Source organism: Endozoicomonas sp. OPT23, assembly GCF_009653635.1.
Taxonomy (GTDB): domain Bacteria; phylum Pseudomonadota; class Gammaproteobacteria; order Pseudomonadales; family Endozoicomonadaceae; genus Endozoicomonas_A.
In genome coordinates, this window is the sequence record NZ_PPFD01000003.1 from 890,792 (window position 1) to 910,047 (window position 19,256).

Sequence of the window (19,256 nt, forward strand, 5' to 3'; positions counted from 1 at the left end):
TTCATATTTTCTAAATAGTCTGTAAGCATCATAAATAAAAACTACAAAAAAGAGGTGCGGGCATGCAACCCAGAGACGAACAGCTGAAAAAAGATTTTCTGCAGTCAGATGAAATTCATCGTGAAGATCTACCGAACCGTGGTTCCAAAAGAGCACTGAAAATTCGTAGGGCGCTTGAAGACATGGAAGAAACAAAACGCCTGAGCACTTTCTTCGGTACCGAGTATTGGAGTGACATCTGACCAGACTGCTACATATAAACATTCATTTCTATAAAATCAGCCCTTTTCAGGGCTGATTTTTTTTCTGCCATAACTACACTCACTTATTAATCTCTTCATTATCTCAAAGCTACCTATACTGACGCATAGAGAATATGGATACACTTTCAAAATTTGCTGAAAGACGCTGACTTGATAAAGCACAAACGGAAAAAAAGTTATAATATAACATTACAACTTTGGACAAGGCATTTATGAAGCAACTATTTCGAACCAAGCTCTTCTGTGGGCTTCTGAGCACTCTACTGTTAGTACCGCAACTGGTTACAGCCAAAGAACCCCTTAAAGTTCTGACCTCTATTAAGCCTATTCAACTGATTTCTCAGGCTATTACAGAAGGCGTCACAACGACTGATGTACTCTTGCCACCAGGTGCGTCACCCCATAGCCACAGCTTGAAGCCTTCTGATGCACGCAAGTTGTATGATGCTGATGTGATGTTCTGGATTGGTCCGGATATGGAAGTCTTTCTGGAAAAGATGCTGGCCGGCGCCCCTAAAACTCTGTCTGTCCCTTTAATGGAACAGTCCCGTCTGAGCCTGAGAAAAAATGATGAAGAAGGGGAGGTTCATGAACACGAAGAAGGACATCACCATCATCATGGTGAATACGATGCTCATATCTGGTTAAGTCCGGATAATGCTTTGGCCATGGCAAAAACCATGTCTGAAAAGCTGATCAGTGTCGATCCTGAACATAAAAAACAGTATCAGGAAAACTTCAAAAAGTTTGCAACTAACCTCCAGCAGGCAGATAAAAACAATATTGCCCGTCTGGAAAATTATCATGACCAACCCATGTTTGTTTTCCACGATGCTTATGGCTACCTGAAAGCACACTATAAGCTCAACATTGTTGATCACTTTACGATCAACCCGGAAAGACAGCCAGGCGCGAAACATCTGGCTAAGTTACGAGACAAGCTAATTAAGGCTGGCAACAGCTGTGTATTCAGAGAACCACAGTTTCAACCAGCTTACATAGACAAGATTATTAACGGAACCAACACCAATGTGGCAGTGCTTGACCCTCTGGCAACAGAGATAAGGGTCGACTCTACCGGCTACATAAATTTCCTGAACCGTATGGTCAGCAACATTATTACCTGCCTGAAGTAATGCAGTAAGTGTGTAGATGCACATAATCGAATATTAAATGGCTATATCCCTGCCGTTGGCGGGGATATAGCCTATGAATTCATATGTTCGGATATTTACACGGCTTTACCGGAAAATAAAAGCTCCGGTATAGCTGCCAATCAGAAACGCAATCACGACTAAAAAAGGCAGAACGCCAGCAAGGAACGTTACCCAGGTTTTCATTCGAGCTCGTTCCAGCCTTCTATTCCATCTCTGAATAGAAAATACCCGATCATCATCCAGCTCAGAAGCCAACCCGCAAACCGTACAATGCACTTGCCACATATGTATTCCGGCCACTCTCATATCAGACACTTCAGGTTTACCCAGACAACAGGGGCAGGGTTCTAATCGCATACTGCCTCCTTGCAGATTTATATTCGGGTACTGATAACAAGTTATCCGAAATCCGGTTGATCAATCAAGAATGATGGTCTTACCCGCATCAACGATTACACGATCTTCCAGGTGGTTGCGCAGTCCACGAGCCAGGACTGTTTTCTCAACATCCTTACCCAGTCTAACCATGTCCTCTGGCAGATGGTTGTGGCCAACACGGATAACGTCCTGCTCAATGATTGGACCTGCATCCAGCTCTGCCGTTACATAATGGCAGGTTGCACCGACCAGTTTCACCCCACGGGAGTAAGCCTGATGATATGGCTTGGCACCGACAAAAGAAGGCAGAAAACTGTGGTGAATATTGATCAGCCGGTTCTTATAAATATCACACAGTTCTGGAGGAATGATTTGCATATATCTGGCTAGAACAACAGTGTCCACAGAGTGTTCAGCCAACAGTTCGGTCATACGACTGTAGGCTTCAGCCTTATTATCTTTATTCACCGGAACATGGTGGTATGGAATACCATGCCACTCTACGTAGCTGCGCAGGTCATCATGGTTGGAAATCACACAGGGGATATCCATGTTCAGATCACCGCTTCTCCAGCGATACAATAAATCTGACAAACAGTGCGCCTGTTTGCTGGCCAGAAGTGCCACCTGACGAGGCTTACCAGAATCATTAATACTCCATTCCAGATTCAGACGCTCAGCAATAGGTTGAAAGCCGTCTCTGAATCCTTCCAGATCAAACGGCAGGCTGTCAGCCTTAATTTCGTTTCTCATGTAGAAACGACCTGTCACCGGGTCAGAGTGATGATTAGCTTCCAGAATCCAGCCTCCATGGCTGGCAATGAAATCACTGACTGACGCAACGATACCACTGGCATCAGGGCAGGAAATCAAAAGGCGATAGGTTCTTGTTGTCATGGTTGTGACCTTACATCATGGATGCGGCATTATAATTCACTGTCTTCGGTTAGACATCACCCCTTTTGCCACTTATCGAACAGGGACTTACGATATTGAGGCAATAGAGTGATATAATCTTAATTCACTCAGCTTATGTAACCCCCCTCGTGTACCATGCAGCTTGATAACCCTCTACTCCCCGATTACGACTTTGATGCTCATCTGGTCGCAGGCCTGACACCGATCGAAGAAAACTCCGACCTGGATTTCATCATCGATCGTCCTAACGGTATGAAAGGCTATATCATCAACATCACCATTCAAGGAAGAGGCACAATATTCAGAGGCGATAAGCGCTTTGATGTTGGTAAAGGTGACTTGTTACTTTTTCCCCCTCATGCCGAACACTTCTACCACCGACACAATGATGACAACTCCTGGCACCACCGCTGGATCTATTTCCGTCCTCGCGGGTTCTGGAGTGAACTAATGAACTGGCAGGATGATCAGAACGGTGTATACGTCACTCGTCACCAGGCAGCTGATCATTATGAAATGCTGGAAAACCTCTTCTGTGATGTAGCGTCTGCAACAAAGAGTGAAGCGCCTTATAGCCGCGACCTGGCAACCAACCTGCTGGAACAGTTACTGATTCGTTGCAAAACCCTGCAACCTGAGAATATGACCCGTGCTCTGGATCCACGTATTCTTCAGATCATCAACCTGATGACAGACGACATCTGCCGAGAGTTCACCATTGAAGAACTGGCACAGCATGTTTACCTGTCGGCTTCCCGGCTTGCTCACCTGTTCAGAGAAGAGATGGGTACCACGATTATTCAGTGGCGCAACGACCAGCGTATTAACTATGCCAAACAGCTACTGACCACCAGCCAAATTTCCGTGAACCGAATTGCCAGAATGTCCGGTTATTCTGATCCGCTTTATTTTTCCCGAGTGTTTAAGAAAATCGCAGGAGTCAGTCCAAAAATATTCAGGGACAGATTGTCCGAGCTATAAATCTTCAAAGCAAAACAACCCTCATGCCCGAAAGCAGAGGGTTTTATTAACACGGGTTACTCAGCTCATCAGAACTTCACAACACCCTTCCCAGTAAACTTACCGTTCACAGATTCAATGGTGATTTCGTGGTCGGACTTGATCCAGCCTGAACCATCTTCATTGATGCACAGGATCTGTGATTCAAAGTAACCGCCTTTGCCCACTCGCAGAGTACACTCAGGTGTTACTTCCAGGCCCAGAATATGCACATAACCTAGGATCGGGTTGGTGTGAGCGTGAGCGTTGCACACAGGGAATGCCTGCATGGACATGTACTTGGCTACTTCAACGTCCCAACCTTCCCAGCTTGATCCAGGAACAATCTTGGACTCTGGCGCGTTCTAGGCATCCGGTCCGGACAGTACGCCTTCCCAGATATTTGGATAAGCGTCAGTCTTTGTATGGTTGCTCATCATTTCCAGATGTTTCCACGCCCAGTCCTGACGACCGTTACGAGCAGCGCCATTGATACCGATATCAAAGCCGTAGGAACAACCCTGATTGATGGTGTATTCACCCAGAACGCTGTCTTTGAACATCATGCCGTACAGAGCAGCACCGTGCCATGAAATCTCGCCAGTGGTCAGTGGAGAAACACTGCTGTGGGCTTTTGGCAGACGTGCTTTAGTGGCTGCAAAATTTTCCTGATAGAAAGTTTCAGGCTTTTCAACAGGAGTTTCATAGAAACGACCAAAGCGGAAGTAGAATTCCTTGGTTTCACCTGGCTCCAGAACCACGTCAGCAGACAGTGTGATAGTTGGGTGCAGAGCTTCATCACTGGTAGCAGTAAATTCAGTCTGGTTCAGGGATTCGATCATCATTGTCGCTGGAGAGCCGGCGAAATCAGCGTCGTCGATACCTTCCTGAGCCTTAACCTTACCATCGTTAATTTCCTGCTCGTAGGTGACTTCTTCAGCCAGCTCTTCACGATCTTCCGGCACCATCAGCAGGGCAACGTACAGAGTTTTCAGTGCCCACTCTTCAGACAGCTTGAAGCGACGGGTTGGCTGGTCTTCATCAAGAGACAGACGAACACGGACAAACGCCCATGGTGCGTCACCTTCAGGCATGGTCATGTCACGCTCAAAACGCAGACCGTTGGTTTTGCAGTGTACGGAGTAGAAGAAAGGACCAAAATGACGCTCAGGAACATTAGTTCCTTCAGCACCATTGTCTGGTGAGTTCTTCAACTGAGTGCTCCAGGTCGTGCCATCTTCTTCAATGATGGAGAAGCCGGTGCCGCCTTCCTGATGATCAGGAAGGAAACCGCACGATTACCAATGAAGTGATAGTGACGACGAGTCTTTGGGTGAGGCAGAGGATGCCATTCGGCTTCCGGCATGATCAGTGGGTTTGCAGTGTAGTTAAACACTGGCAGGTCATCTTTCGTCATCCACTGGCCGTAGATGCTGTTACCTTCGAAAGTCTTCTCTGTCATTAGAATCGCCCCTATGACTGTCGTTCTATCTTCTCCTGACAACAAAAGTGATCAGGTGAAATGAAAAGTTTTGAAATTCGACGTCAGTATGGGTTTAATCGGACATCTTAACTTGTCTGATTATGGACTTAATAAAACAGTCGCTTTATGCGCTGCACGGTTTACTGTTGTTAAGGTGTTTCTATGGAAAGTCATCTGGCACTTGCCACAAAAGATGTTTACCGCTTTTTTGCCGGTCTGACTGAATTTGAGCAGGTTAAGCTAAGTTTTGGCTACCTCTTCAGTGGAGAACCCATACGGGAGGAAGAGTGGCAATACAGCTGGGTAATGTTTCAGCCTGATGAAAAACTGTCTCCTCTGCTGGACTGGCCGAAAATTGCGACAGGTATTTACCATATAAAGGCAAAAAGCGAACAGGGGCATTCCAGTGACCCTTGCGAGGTAAGAATTCGATCGACCTGTATCGAGCATATTCTACTGCGCTGCAACCAACTGGTTGAATCTATGGAATACCACCAGATCGATTGTCGCCTTCAGAGTATCGAAAGCTCCACAGCGCGTTAGGCCAAGCCTGACGTTTCTTCTTTTACTGCTGTACTAAGCTAATTCAATAGCATAAGCACCTTGAGCGGGTGCTTTCATCACTTTTGAATTTCTATCGGTACGGACACTGATTATGAAGAGAATTCTCCCCCTCCTTTCTATATATTTTTCTGCCAACTTGATGGCTGCACCTATACCTTACGATGAAGAGCCGGATGAGACTTCCAGTGAGTCCTGCATTAACGGCCAAACGAAAATTCTTAATAGTTCCTTGCAGCTACTTGCCCGTAAGCTGGAGCCTGTTGACGACAAAACAGTCATTGACACAAATGGCATCCACACTCTAAGTGCTAATAAACTTCTTGCTGTCAGTGAGGGGGTGATTCTGAAAAATGGCCAAGCCTATCTTCGTACTGGTCGTGGAGGCAGTTTATGGCTCTATCATGGCTACATTCCAGTATGGCAATCTCTCGGAAGGCACCTTGAACTGACCGATAATCCTGAAAAACCATCTGGCACCCACTTTAAATTCAAGGGCCTTGAAGAAAAGCTGCTAACGAGCCACCTACGTTCGACTCAACAAAGTTCTGATGACACGCACTCTATTAAAACCCTGACCCTCAGCCAAAACGGAAACCTGACAGCCCAGAACCAGAATGGTGAAACTATCTGGGAAACCGGCACCTTTATGGCAGAAGCAGACAACGTACTGAAAGATAAACTCTCTGACAGCAAAGCACCGACCTCAGTCATCCACTCCAAAACCCGTAATCTCGACTGGCAGACAAGCTCGGACACTTTGGTTTTGCTTCGCAATGGCACAGCTCGCCTCGAGTGGCATAACGGAATACTGACTTTTTATCGTGGCGATAAACCTGAATGGCAGCCCAAAGTGGCGGGCGGACCTGTCTGGCAGGGCAATGGCACCCTCGCTATCTATAACGGTGCACCTTACTTCGTCTGGGGTAGTTACAACTGGATGCACGATGTTCAGGTAGGCAACGTGCTGGGAATTTCCAGCCAGGGCAAACTGATGATTACCGACTCACTAGGTTGTGCTGTCTGGGAAGCTCCTGAGAATGAACCGAGAGCCTGGTCCACTATCAAATCAAGGCGCCAGATATGCAAGAGCCTTCTGGCTGATAAATGGACTTACAAAAGATGGTCTAGAAAAAATATTAACTTTGATAGTATTCGGTGCCTCGATTAGTCGGCCGCCTGACCCAATGCAGGTCACTTTCTATCAACAAAAGTGACCGCTTTTTCTCTGGGCTATGAGAACCTAAAGATCATCGCCAGCACAGCGACAATAATAAAGAATAACAGCAAGAGCACTGTTCCATGGAACCAACTTCCAGACCTGGTGCATCCTCGGCAGGTAGACAAACAAATGACTCCCCCTCTACAGATAGTGATAGCAGAGCCAAAGGAGAGCTGAACAGGTGGGATGTTTCAAAAACCAATGCCGCTCGAGGCAAGCTTAAGCGCCAATCTGCTGCTCAAAATACAGCCAATAAACAAAGGTCAGCCACCACTCAAACGAACGTCTTTACTACCTCACTTACCCAACCTGAGGCGGGTCGTGGTGTTGTAAAAGTCTGTGACTCGGAATATGTAGAAAAAAGAATGACCAAGTGGGAAGTTTTAAATTACACACGTTTAATACAAGAGCCTCAAAACGAACCTCTTACCGCATACCTGCCAGCAGAGGTGAAATGGCAAGGTTCATCGCCCGGCACCCTTTACGACTTGAGAAAGCACACGCCTTCTGACACAGACATGGACATACTGGATCTTGCCGACTCAAGACATGAAATGACTGTAACAATGACCAATGCATCTCCCAGTGGTACTGCGCTGGATGTAAAGTTGGGCGATTTGATCTGCTATGAAGGAGACCTCCTCCATGGCAAAAATTCATGGGGACGGTACACGAAAAGCTATTGGCATGGTTTCAAACAGAGAACTAATAAGAGCGCTGTCACCATTCAAACCACCAATAAGAAACTTGGCCGTGAGCTCAGTGAATTAAAACAAGACAAAGATTTCATTCCATTGCTTTTTGGCAAAGCAGATTTTACTGGCCTTAACGAACTGGCAAAGTCAGACAAAATTGTTGAAATGATCAATCAGCTTAAAGGACTCAAAAATGCCGTGGAAGCTTGCAGTGTCGGCTTTGTCGGTTGTAGCGTATTACTCAGTTTTGATGCTAGAGATCAGATGGTAACACTGATTGATCTGGAGAATTGTATTATGCCGGAAGATACAGAACACAGAGACAAAATCACCCCGAAAATGATTGAAGCCCAGAAGGCCAATTTTATAAGAGGTATCGATACACTGATCAGCCACTTATCTGCACAAACCTGGGAAGTAGTTTAGTCCCTAAGCCTTTCGGGAGAGGGATTAAACTTCAAAACAACGATCTATTCGATCAGAACTTCACGATACCCTTGCCAGTAAACTTACCGTTCACAGATTCAACGGTGATCTCATGGTCCGCCTTGATCCAGCCTGAACCGTCTTCATTAATGCACAGGTTCTGACTTTCAAAGTAGGAGCCTTTGCCAATCTTCAGTGTGCATTCAGGCGTTATGCCAACACCACACAAGTGCAGGTAACCAAGAATCGGGTTGGTATGAGCATGAGTGTTCGCTACCGGGAAAGCCTGCATGGAAGCACGAGCCGCCGCTTGAATATATTCCTGAGGAATATGATTGAATCTGCCAGGAAGATATTCCGTTACCTGTCGGGTGATAGGGATATAGAACTAATCAGAGAGAGTTTTCACTACCCTTCGCTGGTGAAGACCTGTCATTAATCTTGATGAAACTCCAATGGGAGATGATCTTCAAAACCTGATTCAACACTTTGCCGATCAGCCTTCCGTTAAACCTCTGATCAAGGACTGGCAGTTTCTTTTCTCTCCCTCGCAATCACTGGATGAACGTCTGGCAACCGAGTTTGTTCGTCAGGTTTTTTTGCCTGGAAATGAAAGATCGGGAAATTTTTGATCACCGTAATGTTGCCAATAATACTCACAAAAAAATAAACCACTGGTTAGATAATTCTGCCTGCAGGCCTGAATTGAAAGCCGGCTGGGTACTTCATATAACCCGTAAAGGGCATGGCCATTACAACTGTGTTCGAACCGACCTTGAGGTAGAGGCTGGCGATATTATGCTGTTCAGTCCCGATGCCTATCTTGAATGCCGCAGAGCCGATAATTCAGAAGAGTGGTTCTACAGCTGGATTCTGTTTCAGGCCAATGAACTGATCGATCGTATCAATTGACCCAAGGTCGCCGATGGTATTTATCACCTTAAAGCTCGAAATGATGCTGAGTTTGAAAAAATAACGGATGCTATTGATCTGCTGATCAAACAGGGCTGGAGCAACGACCCAATAGAAGTACAGATTCGTGGTACCTGCATTACTCATATATTGTTGCGGTGCAGTCAGCTGGCTGAATCTGCCGATTTTCATCAAACGGATTCGAGAGTACTCGCTGCTATCAAATACATGGAAGAAGAAATGTTTGAAAAGCTTTCTTCCGAAAAGGTTGTCAGTGTCACCTGCATGTCAGTAGCTGGCATTAACCGCCTGTTCAAAAAACATTGCGGTGTCACTGCCATCCAGTGGCGGGAAGAAAAGCGAATTGCCCACGCCTGCTACCGGCTGATTCATACCGAGAAGCGTGTTTGCTAGATCGCCGAAGAACTCGGCTATGTTAACCAAATGTATTTTTCTCGCTGCTTCAGGCGGTATATGAAATTGTCACCGTCTGATTTTCGTAAGCAACATCTGACCAATACAACAATCAGCAGTTAAATCTCAGAGGAAAGAAGTCAGGGGTAGAGAGTTAGTCTGAAATAGAGTGTTTCAGGGCTATTATCACTTCTCAATACACTGTTAATCTGTCTCCAGAAATGAGTGTTAAATCTATTTCTTTCTATTGAGCTATTACACACTGGATCGCTTGCATATTGATGAAGTTGTTCTGAACTGTTCAGTTCATTATTCCCGAACCTTTTTTTAAAAGCTCTCAGATTTGCTCCATCCATTTCAAATCCGTCGTACAGGTAATTTTTGTTTTGTTCAAGGAAACTAATAGTTGGCAGTTCTGCATATTGCATTTCACCGGATTCATCCGTCACTACTAATGACATCAGCTTTTCTTTTCTTTTCCAGCCTGTCTGTATCGATGCCTCAGACAGCTTCATTGTATACCTGGGATACAGTCGGAATGGATACTCCAGCGCATCAAGCATTACGTGTTCGTCATCATCAACTTTATAAAGATCGAAAGGTTCCATTTTTTTCAAGTTTATACTTATAAATTCCAGCATTTTACGATGACTCATTCCAGCCAAAAGTTGCTGTACTATGATGTAATTTCTTTCCCAGAATTTCAGATTTTCTCCCAACGATTTCCAGTTTTTTCCTTTGGCAACAATGACAGGCTTTATGCATTTATCTTCTCTAGCTTTAGGAATCCACCGAAGATAGAAGATTACAGGCTCACCGCTAATGGAAACTGATATGCCTGCGGTTGTGAACGTGTCAGGATCATTATCTATCCCCTTCCCGTTCATAAGGTCAGCACTTTTCACTGGAAATACCACAGTATCGACTCTATTAAAATCAAGCCAGGCCGTGTCTGAACGACTGATATCGTTTAAAACCGGGAGTTCTGGAGTAGCGTCAACAACTGTAATAATTCCAGCCAAACCATAGAGAAGAAGCAATGGAATAAATAGGAGTTTATTTGAAATAAGTCTCATCATGCGTCAAGCATCTTTCTATTTATTATAAATGCAGGTTTGACCAATCAGTGGCTATAAAGTTCCAGATACAGAAATGCTGCCAGAAGGCAGCATTTAAGATAACACGAGGATAGTTCAGACTTAGAAAGACTCGCCTATACGGAAGTAAAGTAGTGTCGCTTCGTCGTCCTGGTTGCTTTGGGTCAGATCAATACGCAGAGCCAGAGTAGTTTTTGGACTGAACGCTTTGTAGGTTCTGGCATCCAGCTTAAGGGGTTCGTAGTCAGATTCTGTGTTAGTACTGGATTGGATCAAGTTTACACACTGCTGCCTGCCTTCATCGGGAACATAAGGGCTAGTCAAGCAGTCATTGCCGCTATAGCCCGTTGCAGCTGGTAGCTGTAGAGCCATACTTTCTGTCTTTAGACTTTAAGTATTCAGCTTCAAAGAAGAAGCCTTTGGTTGGAGCGTATTGATAATCTCTATTATCAAAATTAAAAAGAATACCAAACTGCTCAAGAGGAACTATTACCCAGAGAACCTGGCTCTGATGAGTCACGCTCATTAGTTCGCTTGTTAAATCTGAAGCTAGGTCCAATATAGGCGTTTTCAAAGACCTGATAAACTAGATGGCCGCGACTACTTATTGTCTGAACAGCTATAGGTTGAACTCTTTTTGTTACAAACGGATCAAAGAAAGTAAGGTCAGCTGCATCTGTATAAGCAGCATAAAACTGTGCCTTTACCCTGTCATCAAACATGTACCAGTAGTTATCAACACCAACATTCCAGTTCTTGTTAGAACCGTGCGCAGCCATCGCGTTGGTAGAAGACGCTTTTGAAGTATCAAACAGGTAAGCAAGAGAAGGGGTAACTGTTACACCAAAATCGAAGTCCGGATCATACATGGGACCACCACCGATCCCCCATTCAATCCCTTCAATTTTCTCACTATCAACGGTCTTTGTATCGTCCGCCGCAAAAGTGCTGAAAGACACAGCTGCTGCAAGAGTCGTCACAACAAAAGACTTCAGAGTACATTTCATACCCACTGCCCCTCTGGGAATTGCCATTTATATTTAGATTTTTTCAATGACCAAAATGCACTGAAGTTTTGGCCTGTATTGGAATTCTCAACATTAAAGCTGGACAAGAGAGCTAAAAATTCTGAAGAAAAGACGAATTTCCTAACTAACACTCGCTCAGCTACAGCGGAACAGCATTGAAGACTCTAGTACGTTATTTTCTCTTTCTACACATGCTCTGAGTCGTGCTTGTTTTGCTGCTCTAACGTGGAAACTGCTGACATAATTTAATTACGATATTAATATTTATCTCTTTTTATCGTCTATATATTTTTTTACCTCACTTTCACACATAAAATCAGAGCCGATCAACAACTACTCAGTCATTGACCCGTATCAATTCAACTGGGAACAATTAGAATGAATCGCGGTTAAGGCGTTCAACACGCAGTAAATAACTATTAGAAATAAAAAAATTAATATTTATCTCTAATATGTTTTCCTATAGTTGAACCTCCCTGCATCACCAATGGTCAAAATTTATACGCACTAAATTTTCCAGGGAGACGGAAATGAAAAAGACATTATCAGGATTAGTCTTAACTGCAGTTTTTCTGGCTGCAACACCTGCTTCACAAGCAAACCCTTCATCGCTGTTAAGCAGTAGCGACCTCCATTTTTCAGCTACAAATGCAAATGCAACTGCCTCAGTCATCGAGCACCGCTATAAAGCGGTAGAGCTGAATGATGTGGCAGATGAAGCTGCCATGACTGAACTCTACCCTTACGCTTTGATGAGCTACTTTGCTGATATGCACAAAGTGGACAGCAGCAAAGCAAATAAAAAAGCGGCTCTGGAAAAGCGTGTTGAATTACTCAGTGATGATGGTTTTTCTCCTCTCACCGACCAATCAGAATTGCCTGCGTTCTGGCAAAAGTATTTTGAAGAACAGACCCAGCAACGCTTGGTAGTTCCTTCTGTAAGCTTGAAAATGCGCTTCTATCGCCATCACTCAAAAAAGCAGTTAGTCGTTGCCATCGCAGGCACAGATTTTTCACCCTCGGCCTTTATAACCAGTGTCACGTCTGCATACAATTTGGCCAATGGCACCGCATCGGACGCAGCTCTGACAGCTCTATTCGTTGTGAGAGATCTGCAGGAAAAATACGATGGTTATAACATCGAACTTACCGGAGCTTCACAGGGCGGAGCGATTGCCCAATACGTTGTCAGTAACACTAAAAATACCTCTGCCATCGTATTTAACAGTGAATTCCTGCACCCATCTCTGTCATCAGAACTGGACGGAGATCGAGTGAAGCATAGCTATGTAGAAGGTGAATCACTTAATGGTGAAAGTTATCATTTTGCCAGAGCGTTGGTGAAAAATACGGCTCCCGTAAAAAGTACCGTTCTTCCTGTCAGCGAAGAGTTAAGCTCTATCATCACGAACAAGTATTATCAGTTCTCCACTTCCGGCAGCCCAAAGCTGGGGTGGTTGAGCTACCAAACGACTACTGCAAGCTTTGTCCGTCACTGGACCGGAGCCATTCTGGAGACCATTGAATATCATACTCAGGACAACCTGCCGAGTATCTTCTGATAGACGAAGCGGATTCAATTTACAGCCTGCCTTTTGGTGGGCCTTTTTATTTGCCTGGTAATCGTATTCGTCCATTACGACCGTAAGTTTATGCAGGATGGTCAGCTGGTTGAAGAGTATGACCGCTACGCGGGTCGATCATTCACGCACAAATTCCTCGTAAATGTTTTGCTGAAGCACAGAAACGCTTGAAATAATTTCCATATTCGCTACCTTCACGCCCTCGAGTGAAGGTAGCGCTGCACAGATTCCTTCCTCATAAAGAGTCCTGATCGATCAGCGAATAATAAGTAAATTAACGGAATTTATCAGGTGACTTAATAAGCTATCGTATGGCTTCAATTTCTTGACTCTTTTTGCACCTCGTAAAGAAGAGTCATTGTCGTTTACTATCGGGAGTCTGTTCATGGAAACGCAACTGGCGCATGTGGCCAGATCTCTTTTTAAGTATTACAGCGGCGATACCAGTCTGGAACAGGTACGTCCGGCTGTCAGTAGACTGTTTGCTCAAAAAGAAGTCACAGAAACCTCAACTACAGGCACGCCTTTAGGCTCCAGAATGAAAGAGTTTCTGGCTTCCATGAAAGCAGAACCTGTCGTTCAGAAATGGAAGGACAGACTGGAGTCCGATGAGGAGTTAAGTGACGAAGAGGCTCAACAGTTTCTGGTTCAAGTATTTAACACGCTGGAAAATGACCAGCGATTTTTTAATTACCAAAATGTTGCCGGTGATACGCATTTTGTCCGTGATACCTGGAACGACTACATCGTTCTAAGACCTGAAGCCAAAGCCGGCTGGACTATTCACGTCACTCTGGAAGGCTCTGGTACTTACAACTGCGTAAGAACCGCCATGGACACAAAACCCGGCGATATTATGCTGTTCAGCCCGACGGCTTACCTAGATGCCAGGCGCTCGGAGAACTCTGAAGAATGGGCCTTCTGTTGGACCATGTTTCAGGCTGACAGCCATATTATGGAAATGCTGAACTGGCCGGAAGTCGCTTCGGGCATTCACCATATAAAAGCAGGCAGCAGCGAGAACCTTAAAAAGGTTAAAGACGTTATCGATTTTATGTCCAGCCAGGGTTGGTCAGTCGAACCAGCTGAAGTTAAAGCTCGAGCTATCTGCATTGAGCTCTTGATGCAACGCTGTAACCAGATCATCGAATCCGGCGGCTACCACCGCATTGATTCAAGGGTTCAGACCGCTGTGCGTTTTATCGAGGACAACCTGTTCTCTGACCTCTGTATCGAGAAGATTGCCGAAGCGGCCTGCCTTTCACCTTCTGCACTGTCACTGTTGTTTAAAAAACATTGCGGTGTAAGCGTGATGCAGTGGCGGGAAGAGAAACGTATGGCTGAAGCCTGCAACAAACTGATTCATACCAGTAAACGCATTATCCAGATCGCCGATGAGCTAGGGTATGTGAACCAGATGTATTTCTCACGGTGTTTCCGCAAGCAGATGAAGATGTCGCCTTCGGAATATCGGAAGAAACACTCTTCGTAACTATTTTTAAACTGGATTACGTAATGCAACCCCAGACAGTAAGGCTACTCGTGAGGTTGTTGATTAACTTTGAATCAAAGGATAACACCTTTCCTTGGTATGAGTTTCCCCTTGATTGACTTGTAGTTTTTGTTGCTCTTGTGAGCCTGAACAAAGTCTCTCTGAATAATATAAGATGCTCCATTAAAGGCATCTATGAAACTCTTTCTGGCCACAGGGTTATCTTTATCATTCGTGAAAGCACTGAAATAGCTTTCTAATTCCTCCAGGGGAGTTTTCACTGTTTTTTTGGGATCATCATCTCCAGCACCACCAGGCAGTGAAGCTTCTGGCGGTTTTTCGAATCGTGCCAGTACCTTTGCTGTAGCCATTCCATGTAGTTGATTCCCAGTCTGTATTTTTGCAGCCCGACTCTGCCCACCGGTTGTAGTTCCTCCAAATGGTGTGCCAGGCTTCCCCCGCCCCGAGAATACAATGGTTTTAGGGGCTTCTGAATAAACAGCAAGCTCCGTCGTTTTTGGAACAGATAAAGCAGTAACAATCGCTACTGGCTCTTTGGAATCAGACTCAAAAGCAAAATTTTCCTGCCCAACAACACCTACGTTGTCCAACTGCACTCCAGCTTTGACCAGAGCACTACCCAGATGATCTCTCTCGGCAAAAACCAGCACTGCCGAAGGACATAAATTATGTGGATAGTGTGTGGACTCAAGTGCATACAAACCTGTCTCTGTGTCTATAACTGTCGATTTAAGGGACTGATCCAGACCATATCTCAGACTCAGTTCACAGGTAGCACTGGATGAAGAAGTCAGAGGTTTTGTTATCTCAACCCTATGATCAATAAAATAGACTCCCGTTAACATAAGCTGACAGTGATCAGGAGAGGCCAGTTTCGTTATCATGTCTTCAGCATCATTAGGATGAACTTTCTGAATACAGTTTTGATCTAAATCCAGAGCATCTTTCCCAGCAATCACTGTAGTCGCTTCGAGCAAGTCATTATGAAACTCAGCATAATCAACGGGATTATATGACTGGTGGTATGTCTCCAATAAATACCCGGCAATCAGTAGCTGGAGCAGACTATCTAAAGGCAGGTCGCTCTGCTGGGAATACACAGAAGTATTAAACAAAAGTACAAAGCTCAGAAGACTGGACTTAACCAGCAATAGCTCGCGATTTTTACTCACTTCTACATTCCAGTTTTTTATTAATATGGGAAGGTATAGGTGAATATTCTGGGTCTGCGTACTTTTATGGTAATAATTTGGCACTGATGAGATGCGAGCTTCAGCTTCTACTTTCTATTGTTAATTTTTTTGTAAACAAAAAAGAGAGCAGGTCTCCCGGCTCTCTTTCAGGTGATAATCAGTTCTGGTTTAGCTTAGAAAGCTTCACCTACACGGAAGTACAGCAGGCTGTTTTCATCTTCCTGGTTGTTGTAGGAGAAGTCGATACGCAGGGACAGCTTGGATTCAGGGATCAGCATGTAGCGAACACCTACGACACCAGCCATATATGTCTTGTCTGTGCCAGCTTCTTTAACCTGGTCATCAAATCCGCCAAAACCTTTAGCAACAACAACACCTGTAGACATACCCCACTTATCATTGAACCAGTGACGAACGTAGGCTTCACCTGTTACAGCACTGTGAGCAGTACCTTCACGGGAAAGTCCCTGAAAGTCTCGTACTGTGCCATTCAATGTTACAGCTTTATCCGGGGCTTCACTGGTGTTGTATTCCAGACCACCACGGAATGCCAGTGTTGTTTTCTCGGAAAGTGGCGTGTAATGACGAGCATCGATTTTTACTGTCTCGTACTCAAACTCACCGTCTCTGATACCAAGCAAAGATTTTTCTTTATCCAGTTTGGTTTTGAAGAGGTTAACTTTTACGTAAGCACCGGAGGTTGGGTAAAACTTATTATCTCTGGTGTTGTAGTTGATCTCAGGGCCAAATTGAACCGTTGTATCGTCTGTTGCATAGTTAGTTAGATTTGTATAATCCGAGGGATCACGTCCGCCCATTTCCAACTGGCTGTATTTCCATGCAAGACCAGCATACATACTGTCTGTCACTTTGTAGGTCAGACTACCCCAGTCAGTCACTGATACAGTATTAAAGGGGTTCAGCTGGCCATTTTCAGCTGACAACGTGAAATCTGCATCGGTATAGCCCAGATAGTTCAAGAAACGCCAGTTATCATTCAGGAAATAGTAGTCAGTTTCAAAACCCAGATTCCAGTTATCGTTGGAACCGTAAACCATGGTGAATTTAGTAAAAGAAGGACGTGAGCCTTCATCAAACTGATTTACCATGGTTGGAATAGCTGCAACTGCAAAATCAAAGTCCGGATCGTACATAGGTCCGGCAGGCATGCTGAACTGAGCGCCATCAATCTTGGCATTGCCATCTTTAGCGGTTTTCGCTGCATCTTCAGCCATTACACCCATAGAAATAGATGCGGCCAAAGCCCCCAGTGCAAACTTACGAATAGTGCTCATGTCCAACAGCCCCTTTTATACTGCCAGTCTGGATTTAAATTCTTTTTTCAGTTCTGAATTTCTGCTTTACGCCCCCGAAAATTCAAGACCTGATACTGCAAAAGCTAAGTCCTGGTCTGTTCAGATATGTTTCAGCGATGGCTATCGTATAAATGATAAGAAATGGAATAAATTTCTTTTGAAACGAGAAGGTCTGTAAAACTCTGTGTGAGTTTTTTTAAATTCGCTGTTCATATCTGAGAACTGCGATCAGTATACGGGCAACCATTAAGTGTAAATATTTCACATAGTCCAATAAATGTTTCATTTTCTATTTATTCTTACCAAAAATTGACATATATCTAAAAAATACTGCTCAAAAATCAAACAAATATTTTCAAATAAGAAATTCACAAAGTAATTAATAAAGCGAAGAAAAATCTTCACAACAATTAAATCCATAGATGATAGAGATTTAATCCATGATTAATTATTAAATAAAAAAATAGCCGACTTAAAGCCGGCCATTTTTAATGAAATCAATTCTGGTCATTCAAGGAATTACATAAATCTGTAGTACATCTCGTTGTGACGCAGCTCCTTCTTGAACTCGTTAACCTTGGTGTCTTCGTCGATGGTTACCAGCTCAATGCCAGCCATTTCAGCAAAGTCGTTCACTACATCCATGCTGATCGCCTGGGTGTAAGTAGTGTGGTGAGCACCACCAGCATAGATCCAGGCTGCAGCTGCAGTCTTCAGGTTCGGCATTGGCTCCCAAAGGGTAGAAGCAACCGGCAGGTGTGGCATCTCTTCAGGAGTAGCAGCCTTAACCGTGTTAGCAATCAGGCGGTAGTGTGAACCCATTTCAACCAGAGACAGGTTGATGCCGTCGCCTTCCTGACCGGTGAAGATCAGACGGGCAACGTCTGCACGACAACCGATAGTGTGCAGGTGAACCTGAACGCTTGGCTTGTCAGCAGCGATGGTTGGGCAAACTTCCAGCATGTGTGCGCCCAGCACCTGATCAGTTTCGGCAAAGTTGTAGGTGTAGTCTTCCATGAAGGAAGTACCGCCATTCAGACCTTTAGCCATCACCTTGGTGATACGGGTCATTGCAGCAGTTTTCCAGTCGCCTTCACCGCCGTAACCGTAACCTTTAGCCATCAGACGCTGAGTTGCCAGACCCGGCAGAGCAGTCAGACCGGTCAGGTCTTCAAAACAGTTGGTGTATGCCATGCTGTCATGCTCAACCAGAAATGCTTCCATACCAGCTTCCAGGCGCGCTTCCTGCTGAATGATCTTCAGGGTTTCAGCGTCTTCCAGCAGTTCAGGAGCCAGAGTGAATTCTGTCTTGTAGATTTCGATCAGAGCAGCAACCTGCTCATCAGTTACGGCATCAACGTAGGCAGCCAGATCCCCCAGACCGTAGGCGTTTACTTCAAAGCCAAACTGAATCTGAGCAGCAACCTTGTTGCCATCGGTAACAGCAACCTGACGCATGTTGTCGCCAAAACGAGCCACTTTCAGAGTCTGGGACTCCATCCAGCCCATAGCCGCACGACACCAGTCATCCAGTTCCTTATGGACTTCACTGTCCTGCCAGTGACCCACAATAACCTTACGATCCTGCTTCATGCGGGTACCGATAAAGCCAAATTCACGGTCGCCATGAGCACTCTGGTTAGTGTTCATGAAGTTCATGTTGATCTCATTCCACGGCAGACCGGCGTTGAACTGAGTGTGCAGGTGAACGAAAGGCTTGTTCAGCTGCTTCAGACCAGCAATCCACATCTTGGCTGGAGAGAAAGTGTGCATCCACAGGATCAGACCGGCACAGTTGTCGTCGTTGTTCGCTTCACGACAAACCAGGGCGATCTCGCGAGCACTTTTCACGGTACCCTTGTTAACAAAAGGTGCAGAAATAGCGGCAGAACCGTTAAAACCCTGAACCATCTCTTCAGAGTGCTCAGCTACTGCTTCCAGAACCTTAGGGCCGTAGAGATCCTGAGAACCTGTTACAAACCAAACCTGCTTTTCAAAAACTTTCATTTGTTCATTCCATTCAATCAACCCACCACCAATAAAGGGCAGGTTTTTTTATGCGAAAGCCCTGAAGGGTGTTGGTCTTTCAAAGGCCATG

Annotated in this window: 24 protein-coding genes; 12 read left to right on the forward strand and 12 right to left on the reverse strand. The window is 44.9% G+C overall.

The window, feature by feature from the left end; translation table 11 throughout:
* The first annotated feature begins 62 nt into the window (after positions 1 to 62).
* Together EOPP23_RS09815 and znuA are read left to right on the forward strand one after the other, a co-directional pair.
* Complete coding sequence (locus EOPP23_RS09815) at positions 63 to 242, forward strand: PA3496 family putative envelope integrity protein (RefSeq protein ID WP_153765762.1); 180 nt, start codon at positions 63 to 65, stop codon at positions 240 to 242.
* Between the two features lie 233 nt (positions 243 to 475).
* Positions 476 to 1,399, forward strand: coding sequence for a zinc ABC transporter substrate-binding protein ZnuA (znuA, locus tag EOPP23_RS09820; protein WP_153765763.1), 924 nt, complete (start codon positions 476 to 478; stop codon positions 1,397 to 1,399).
* A gap of 105 nt (positions 1,400 to 1,504) precedes the next feature.
* Here the strand turns inward: znuA and EOPP23_RS09825 are convergent, their stop codons facing one another.
* Entirely contained in the window at positions 1,505 to 1,777 is a 273-nt protein-coding gene (locus tag EOPP23_RS09825) for a Lar family restriction alleviation protein (protein ID WP_153765764.1), read from the reverse strand.
* A 60-nt stretch (positions 1,778 to 1,837) separates the two neighbouring features.
* On the reverse strand, positions 1,838 to 2,695 hold the full coding sequence (gene purU, locus EOPP23_RS09830) for a formyltetrahydrofolate deformylase (protein WP_153765765.1): 858 nt from the start codon (positions 2,693 to 2,695) through the stop codon (positions 1,838 to 1,840).
* Positions 2,696 to 2,851: 156 nt separating this feature from the next.
* On the opposite strand from purU, the gene araC reads away from it, so the two are divergent.
* The gene (gene araC, locus EOPP23_RS09835) at positions 2,852 to 3,697 is read left to right on the forward strand and encodes an arabinose operon transcriptional regulator AraC (protein WP_153765766.1); all 846 of its coding nucleotides are present in this window, start codon (positions 2,852 to 2,854) and stop codon (positions 3,695 to 3,697) included.
* A 68-nt stretch (positions 3,698 to 3,765) separates the two neighbouring features.
* Here the strand turns inward: araC and EOPP23_RS09840 are convergent, their stop codons facing one another.
* From EOPP23_RS09840 to EOPP23_RS09850, 3 genes are all read right to left on the reverse strand, one after another.
* On the reverse strand, positions 3,766 to 4,011 hold the full coding sequence (locus tag EOPP23_RS09840; protein ID WP_153765767.1) for a hypothetical protein: 246 nt from the start codon (positions 4,009 to 4,011) through the stop codon (positions 3,766 to 3,768).
* Between the two features lie 69 nt (positions 4,012 to 4,080).
* Positions 4,081 to 4,929 carry a hypothetical protein gene (locus tag EOPP23_RS09845; protein WP_153765768.1) on the reverse strand — a complete coding sequence of 283 codons (849 nt, stop codon included), beginning with the start codon at positions 4,927 to 4,929 and terminating at the stop codon, positions 4,081 to 4,083.
* On the reverse strand, positions 4,926 to 5,177 hold the full coding sequence (locus EOPP23_RS09850) for a hypothetical protein (RefSeq protein WP_153765769.1): 252 nt from the start codon (positions 5,175 to 5,177) through the stop codon (positions 4,926 to 4,928). The genes EOPP23_RS09845 and EOPP23_RS09850 overlap by 4 nt, the downstream gene beginning before the upstream one ends.
* 183 nt (positions 5,178 to 5,360) lie before the next feature.
* Between EOPP23_RS09850 and EOPP23_RS09855 the strand changes: the two genes are divergently transcribed.
* The 3 genes from EOPP23_RS09855 (at position 5,361) to EOPP23_RS09865 (ending at position 8,102) form a co-directional block, all read left to right on the forward strand.
* Positions 5,361 to 5,741: a hypothetical protein gene (locus EOPP23_RS09855; RefSeq protein ID WP_153765770.1), complete on the forward strand. Its 381-nt coding sequence runs from the start codon at positions 5,361 to 5,363 to the stop codon at positions 5,739 to 5,741.
* A 160-nt stretch (positions 5,742 to 5,901) separates the two neighbouring features.
* Positions 5,902 to 6,930 carry a hypothetical protein gene (locus tag EOPP23_RS09860; protein ID WP_153765771.1) on the forward strand — a complete coding sequence of 343 codons (1,029 nt, stop codon included), beginning with the start codon at positions 5,902 to 5,904 and terminating at the stop codon, positions 6,928 to 6,930.
* Between the two features lie 131 nt (positions 6,931 to 7,061).
* Entirely contained in the window at positions 7,062 to 8,102 is a 1,041-nt protein-coding gene (locus tag EOPP23_RS09865) for an inositol polyphosphate kinase family protein (protein WP_153765772.1), read from the forward strand.
* A gap of 52 nt (positions 8,103 to 8,154) precedes the next feature.
* Here the strand turns inward: EOPP23_RS09865 and EOPP23_RS09870 are convergent, their stop codons facing one another.
* Complete coding sequence (locus tag EOPP23_RS09870; RefSeq protein WP_153765773.1) at positions 8,155 to 8,394, reverse strand: hypothetical protein; 240 nt, start codon at positions 8,392 to 8,394, stop codon at positions 8,155 to 8,157.
* Positions 8,395 to 8,557: 163 nt separating this feature from the next.
* Between EOPP23_RS09870 and EOPP23_RS21340 the strand changes: the two genes are divergently transcribed.
* The 4 genes from EOPP23_RS21340 (at position 8,558) to EOPP23_RS21770 (ending at position 9,551) form a co-directional block, all read left to right on the forward strand.
* The gene (locus EOPP23_RS21340; RefSeq protein ID WP_194842561.1) at positions 8,558 to 8,734 is read left to right on the forward strand and encodes a hypothetical protein; all 177 of its coding nucleotides are present in this window, start codon (positions 8,558 to 8,560) and stop codon (positions 8,732 to 8,734) included.
* Positions 8,712 to 9,014 carry an AraC family ligand binding domain-containing protein gene (locus tag EOPP23_RS09875; protein ID WP_194842562.1) on the forward strand — a complete coding sequence of 101 codons (303 nt, stop codon included), beginning with the start codon at positions 8,712 to 8,714 and terminating at the stop codon, positions 9,012 to 9,014. The genes EOPP23_RS21340 and EOPP23_RS09875 overlap by 23 nt, the downstream gene beginning before the upstream one ends.
* A 240-nt stretch (positions 9,015 to 9,254) precedes the next feature.
* Positions 9,255 to 9,428, forward strand: a complete 174-nt coding sequence (locus tag EOPP23_RS09880; protein ID WP_153765775.1) for an AraC family transcriptional regulator — start codon at positions 9,255 to 9,257, stop codon at positions 9,426 to 9,428.
* A complete protein-coding gene (locus EOPP23_RS21770) occupies positions 9,429 to 9,551 on the forward strand; it encodes an AraC family transcriptional regulator (protein WP_370514749.1) in 123 nt (40 codons plus the stop codon).
* Between the two features lie 17 nt (positions 9,552 to 9,568).
* On the opposite strand, the gene EOPP23_RS09890 is transcribed toward EOPP23_RS21770, so the two are convergent.
* The 3 genes from EOPP23_RS09890 to EOPP23_RS09900 form a co-directional block, all read right to left on the reverse strand.
* Positions 9,569 to 10,507, reverse strand: coding sequence for a hypothetical protein (locus EOPP23_RS09890; RefSeq protein WP_153765777.1), 939 nt, complete (start codon positions 10,505 to 10,507; stop codon positions 9,569 to 9,571).
* A gap of 120 nt (positions 10,508 to 10,627) precedes the next feature.
* Positions 10,628 to 10,897, reverse strand: coding sequence for a hypothetical protein (locus tag EOPP23_RS09895; protein WP_153765778.1), 270 nt, complete (start codon positions 10,895 to 10,897; stop codon positions 10,628 to 10,630).
* A 104-nt stretch (positions 10,898 to 11,001) separates the two neighbouring features.
* Positions 11,002 to 11,532, reverse strand: coding sequence for a hypothetical protein (locus tag EOPP23_RS09900; protein ID WP_153765779.1), 531 nt, complete (start codon positions 11,530 to 11,532; stop codon positions 11,002 to 11,004).
* 551 nt (positions 11,533 to 12,083) lie between these two features.
* Between EOPP23_RS09900 and EOPP23_RS09905 the strand changes: the two genes are divergently transcribed.
* Together EOPP23_RS09905 and EOPP23_RS09910 are read left to right on the forward strand one after the other, a co-directional pair.
* Positions 12,084 to 13,115, forward strand: a complete 1,032-nt coding sequence (locus EOPP23_RS09905) for a hypothetical protein (protein WP_153765780.1) — start codon at positions 12,084 to 12,086, stop codon at positions 13,113 to 13,115.
* A gap of 406 nt (positions 13,116 to 13,521) precedes the next feature.
* Positions 13,522 to 14,628 (forward strand): helix-turn-helix domain-containing protein, encoded by a 1,107-nt coding sequence (locus EOPP23_RS09910; RefSeq protein ID WP_153765781.1) that lies wholly within the window; start codon positions 13,522 to 13,524, stop codon positions 14,626 to 14,628.
* Positions 14,629 to 14,702: 74 nt separating this feature from the next.
* On the opposite strand, the gene EOPP23_RS09915 is transcribed toward EOPP23_RS09910, so the two are convergent.
* The 3 genes from EOPP23_RS09915 to araA all read right to left on the reverse strand — a co-directional run bounded on the left by EOPP23_RS09915 (position 14,703) and on the right by araA (position 19,165).
* A complete protein-coding gene (locus EOPP23_RS09915; RefSeq protein WP_153765782.1) occupies positions 14,703 to 15,821 on the reverse strand; it encodes a hypothetical protein in 1,119 nt (372 codons plus the stop codon).
* Between the two features lie 194 nt (positions 15,822 to 16,015).
* Positions 16,016 to 17,137 carry a BamA/TamA family outer membrane protein gene (locus tag EOPP23_RS09920; protein WP_153765783.1) on the reverse strand — a complete coding sequence of 374 codons (1,122 nt, stop codon included), beginning with the start codon at positions 17,135 to 17,137 and terminating at the stop codon, positions 16,016 to 16,018.
* A 540-nt stretch (positions 17,138 to 17,677) separates the two neighbouring features.
* On the reverse strand, positions 17,678 to 19,165 hold the full coding sequence (gene araA, locus EOPP23_RS09925; protein WP_153765784.1) for an L-arabinose isomerase: 1,488 nt from the start codon (positions 19,163 to 19,165) through the stop codon (positions 17,678 to 17,680).
* Between the last annotated feature and the right edge of the window lie 91 nt (positions 19,166 to 19,256).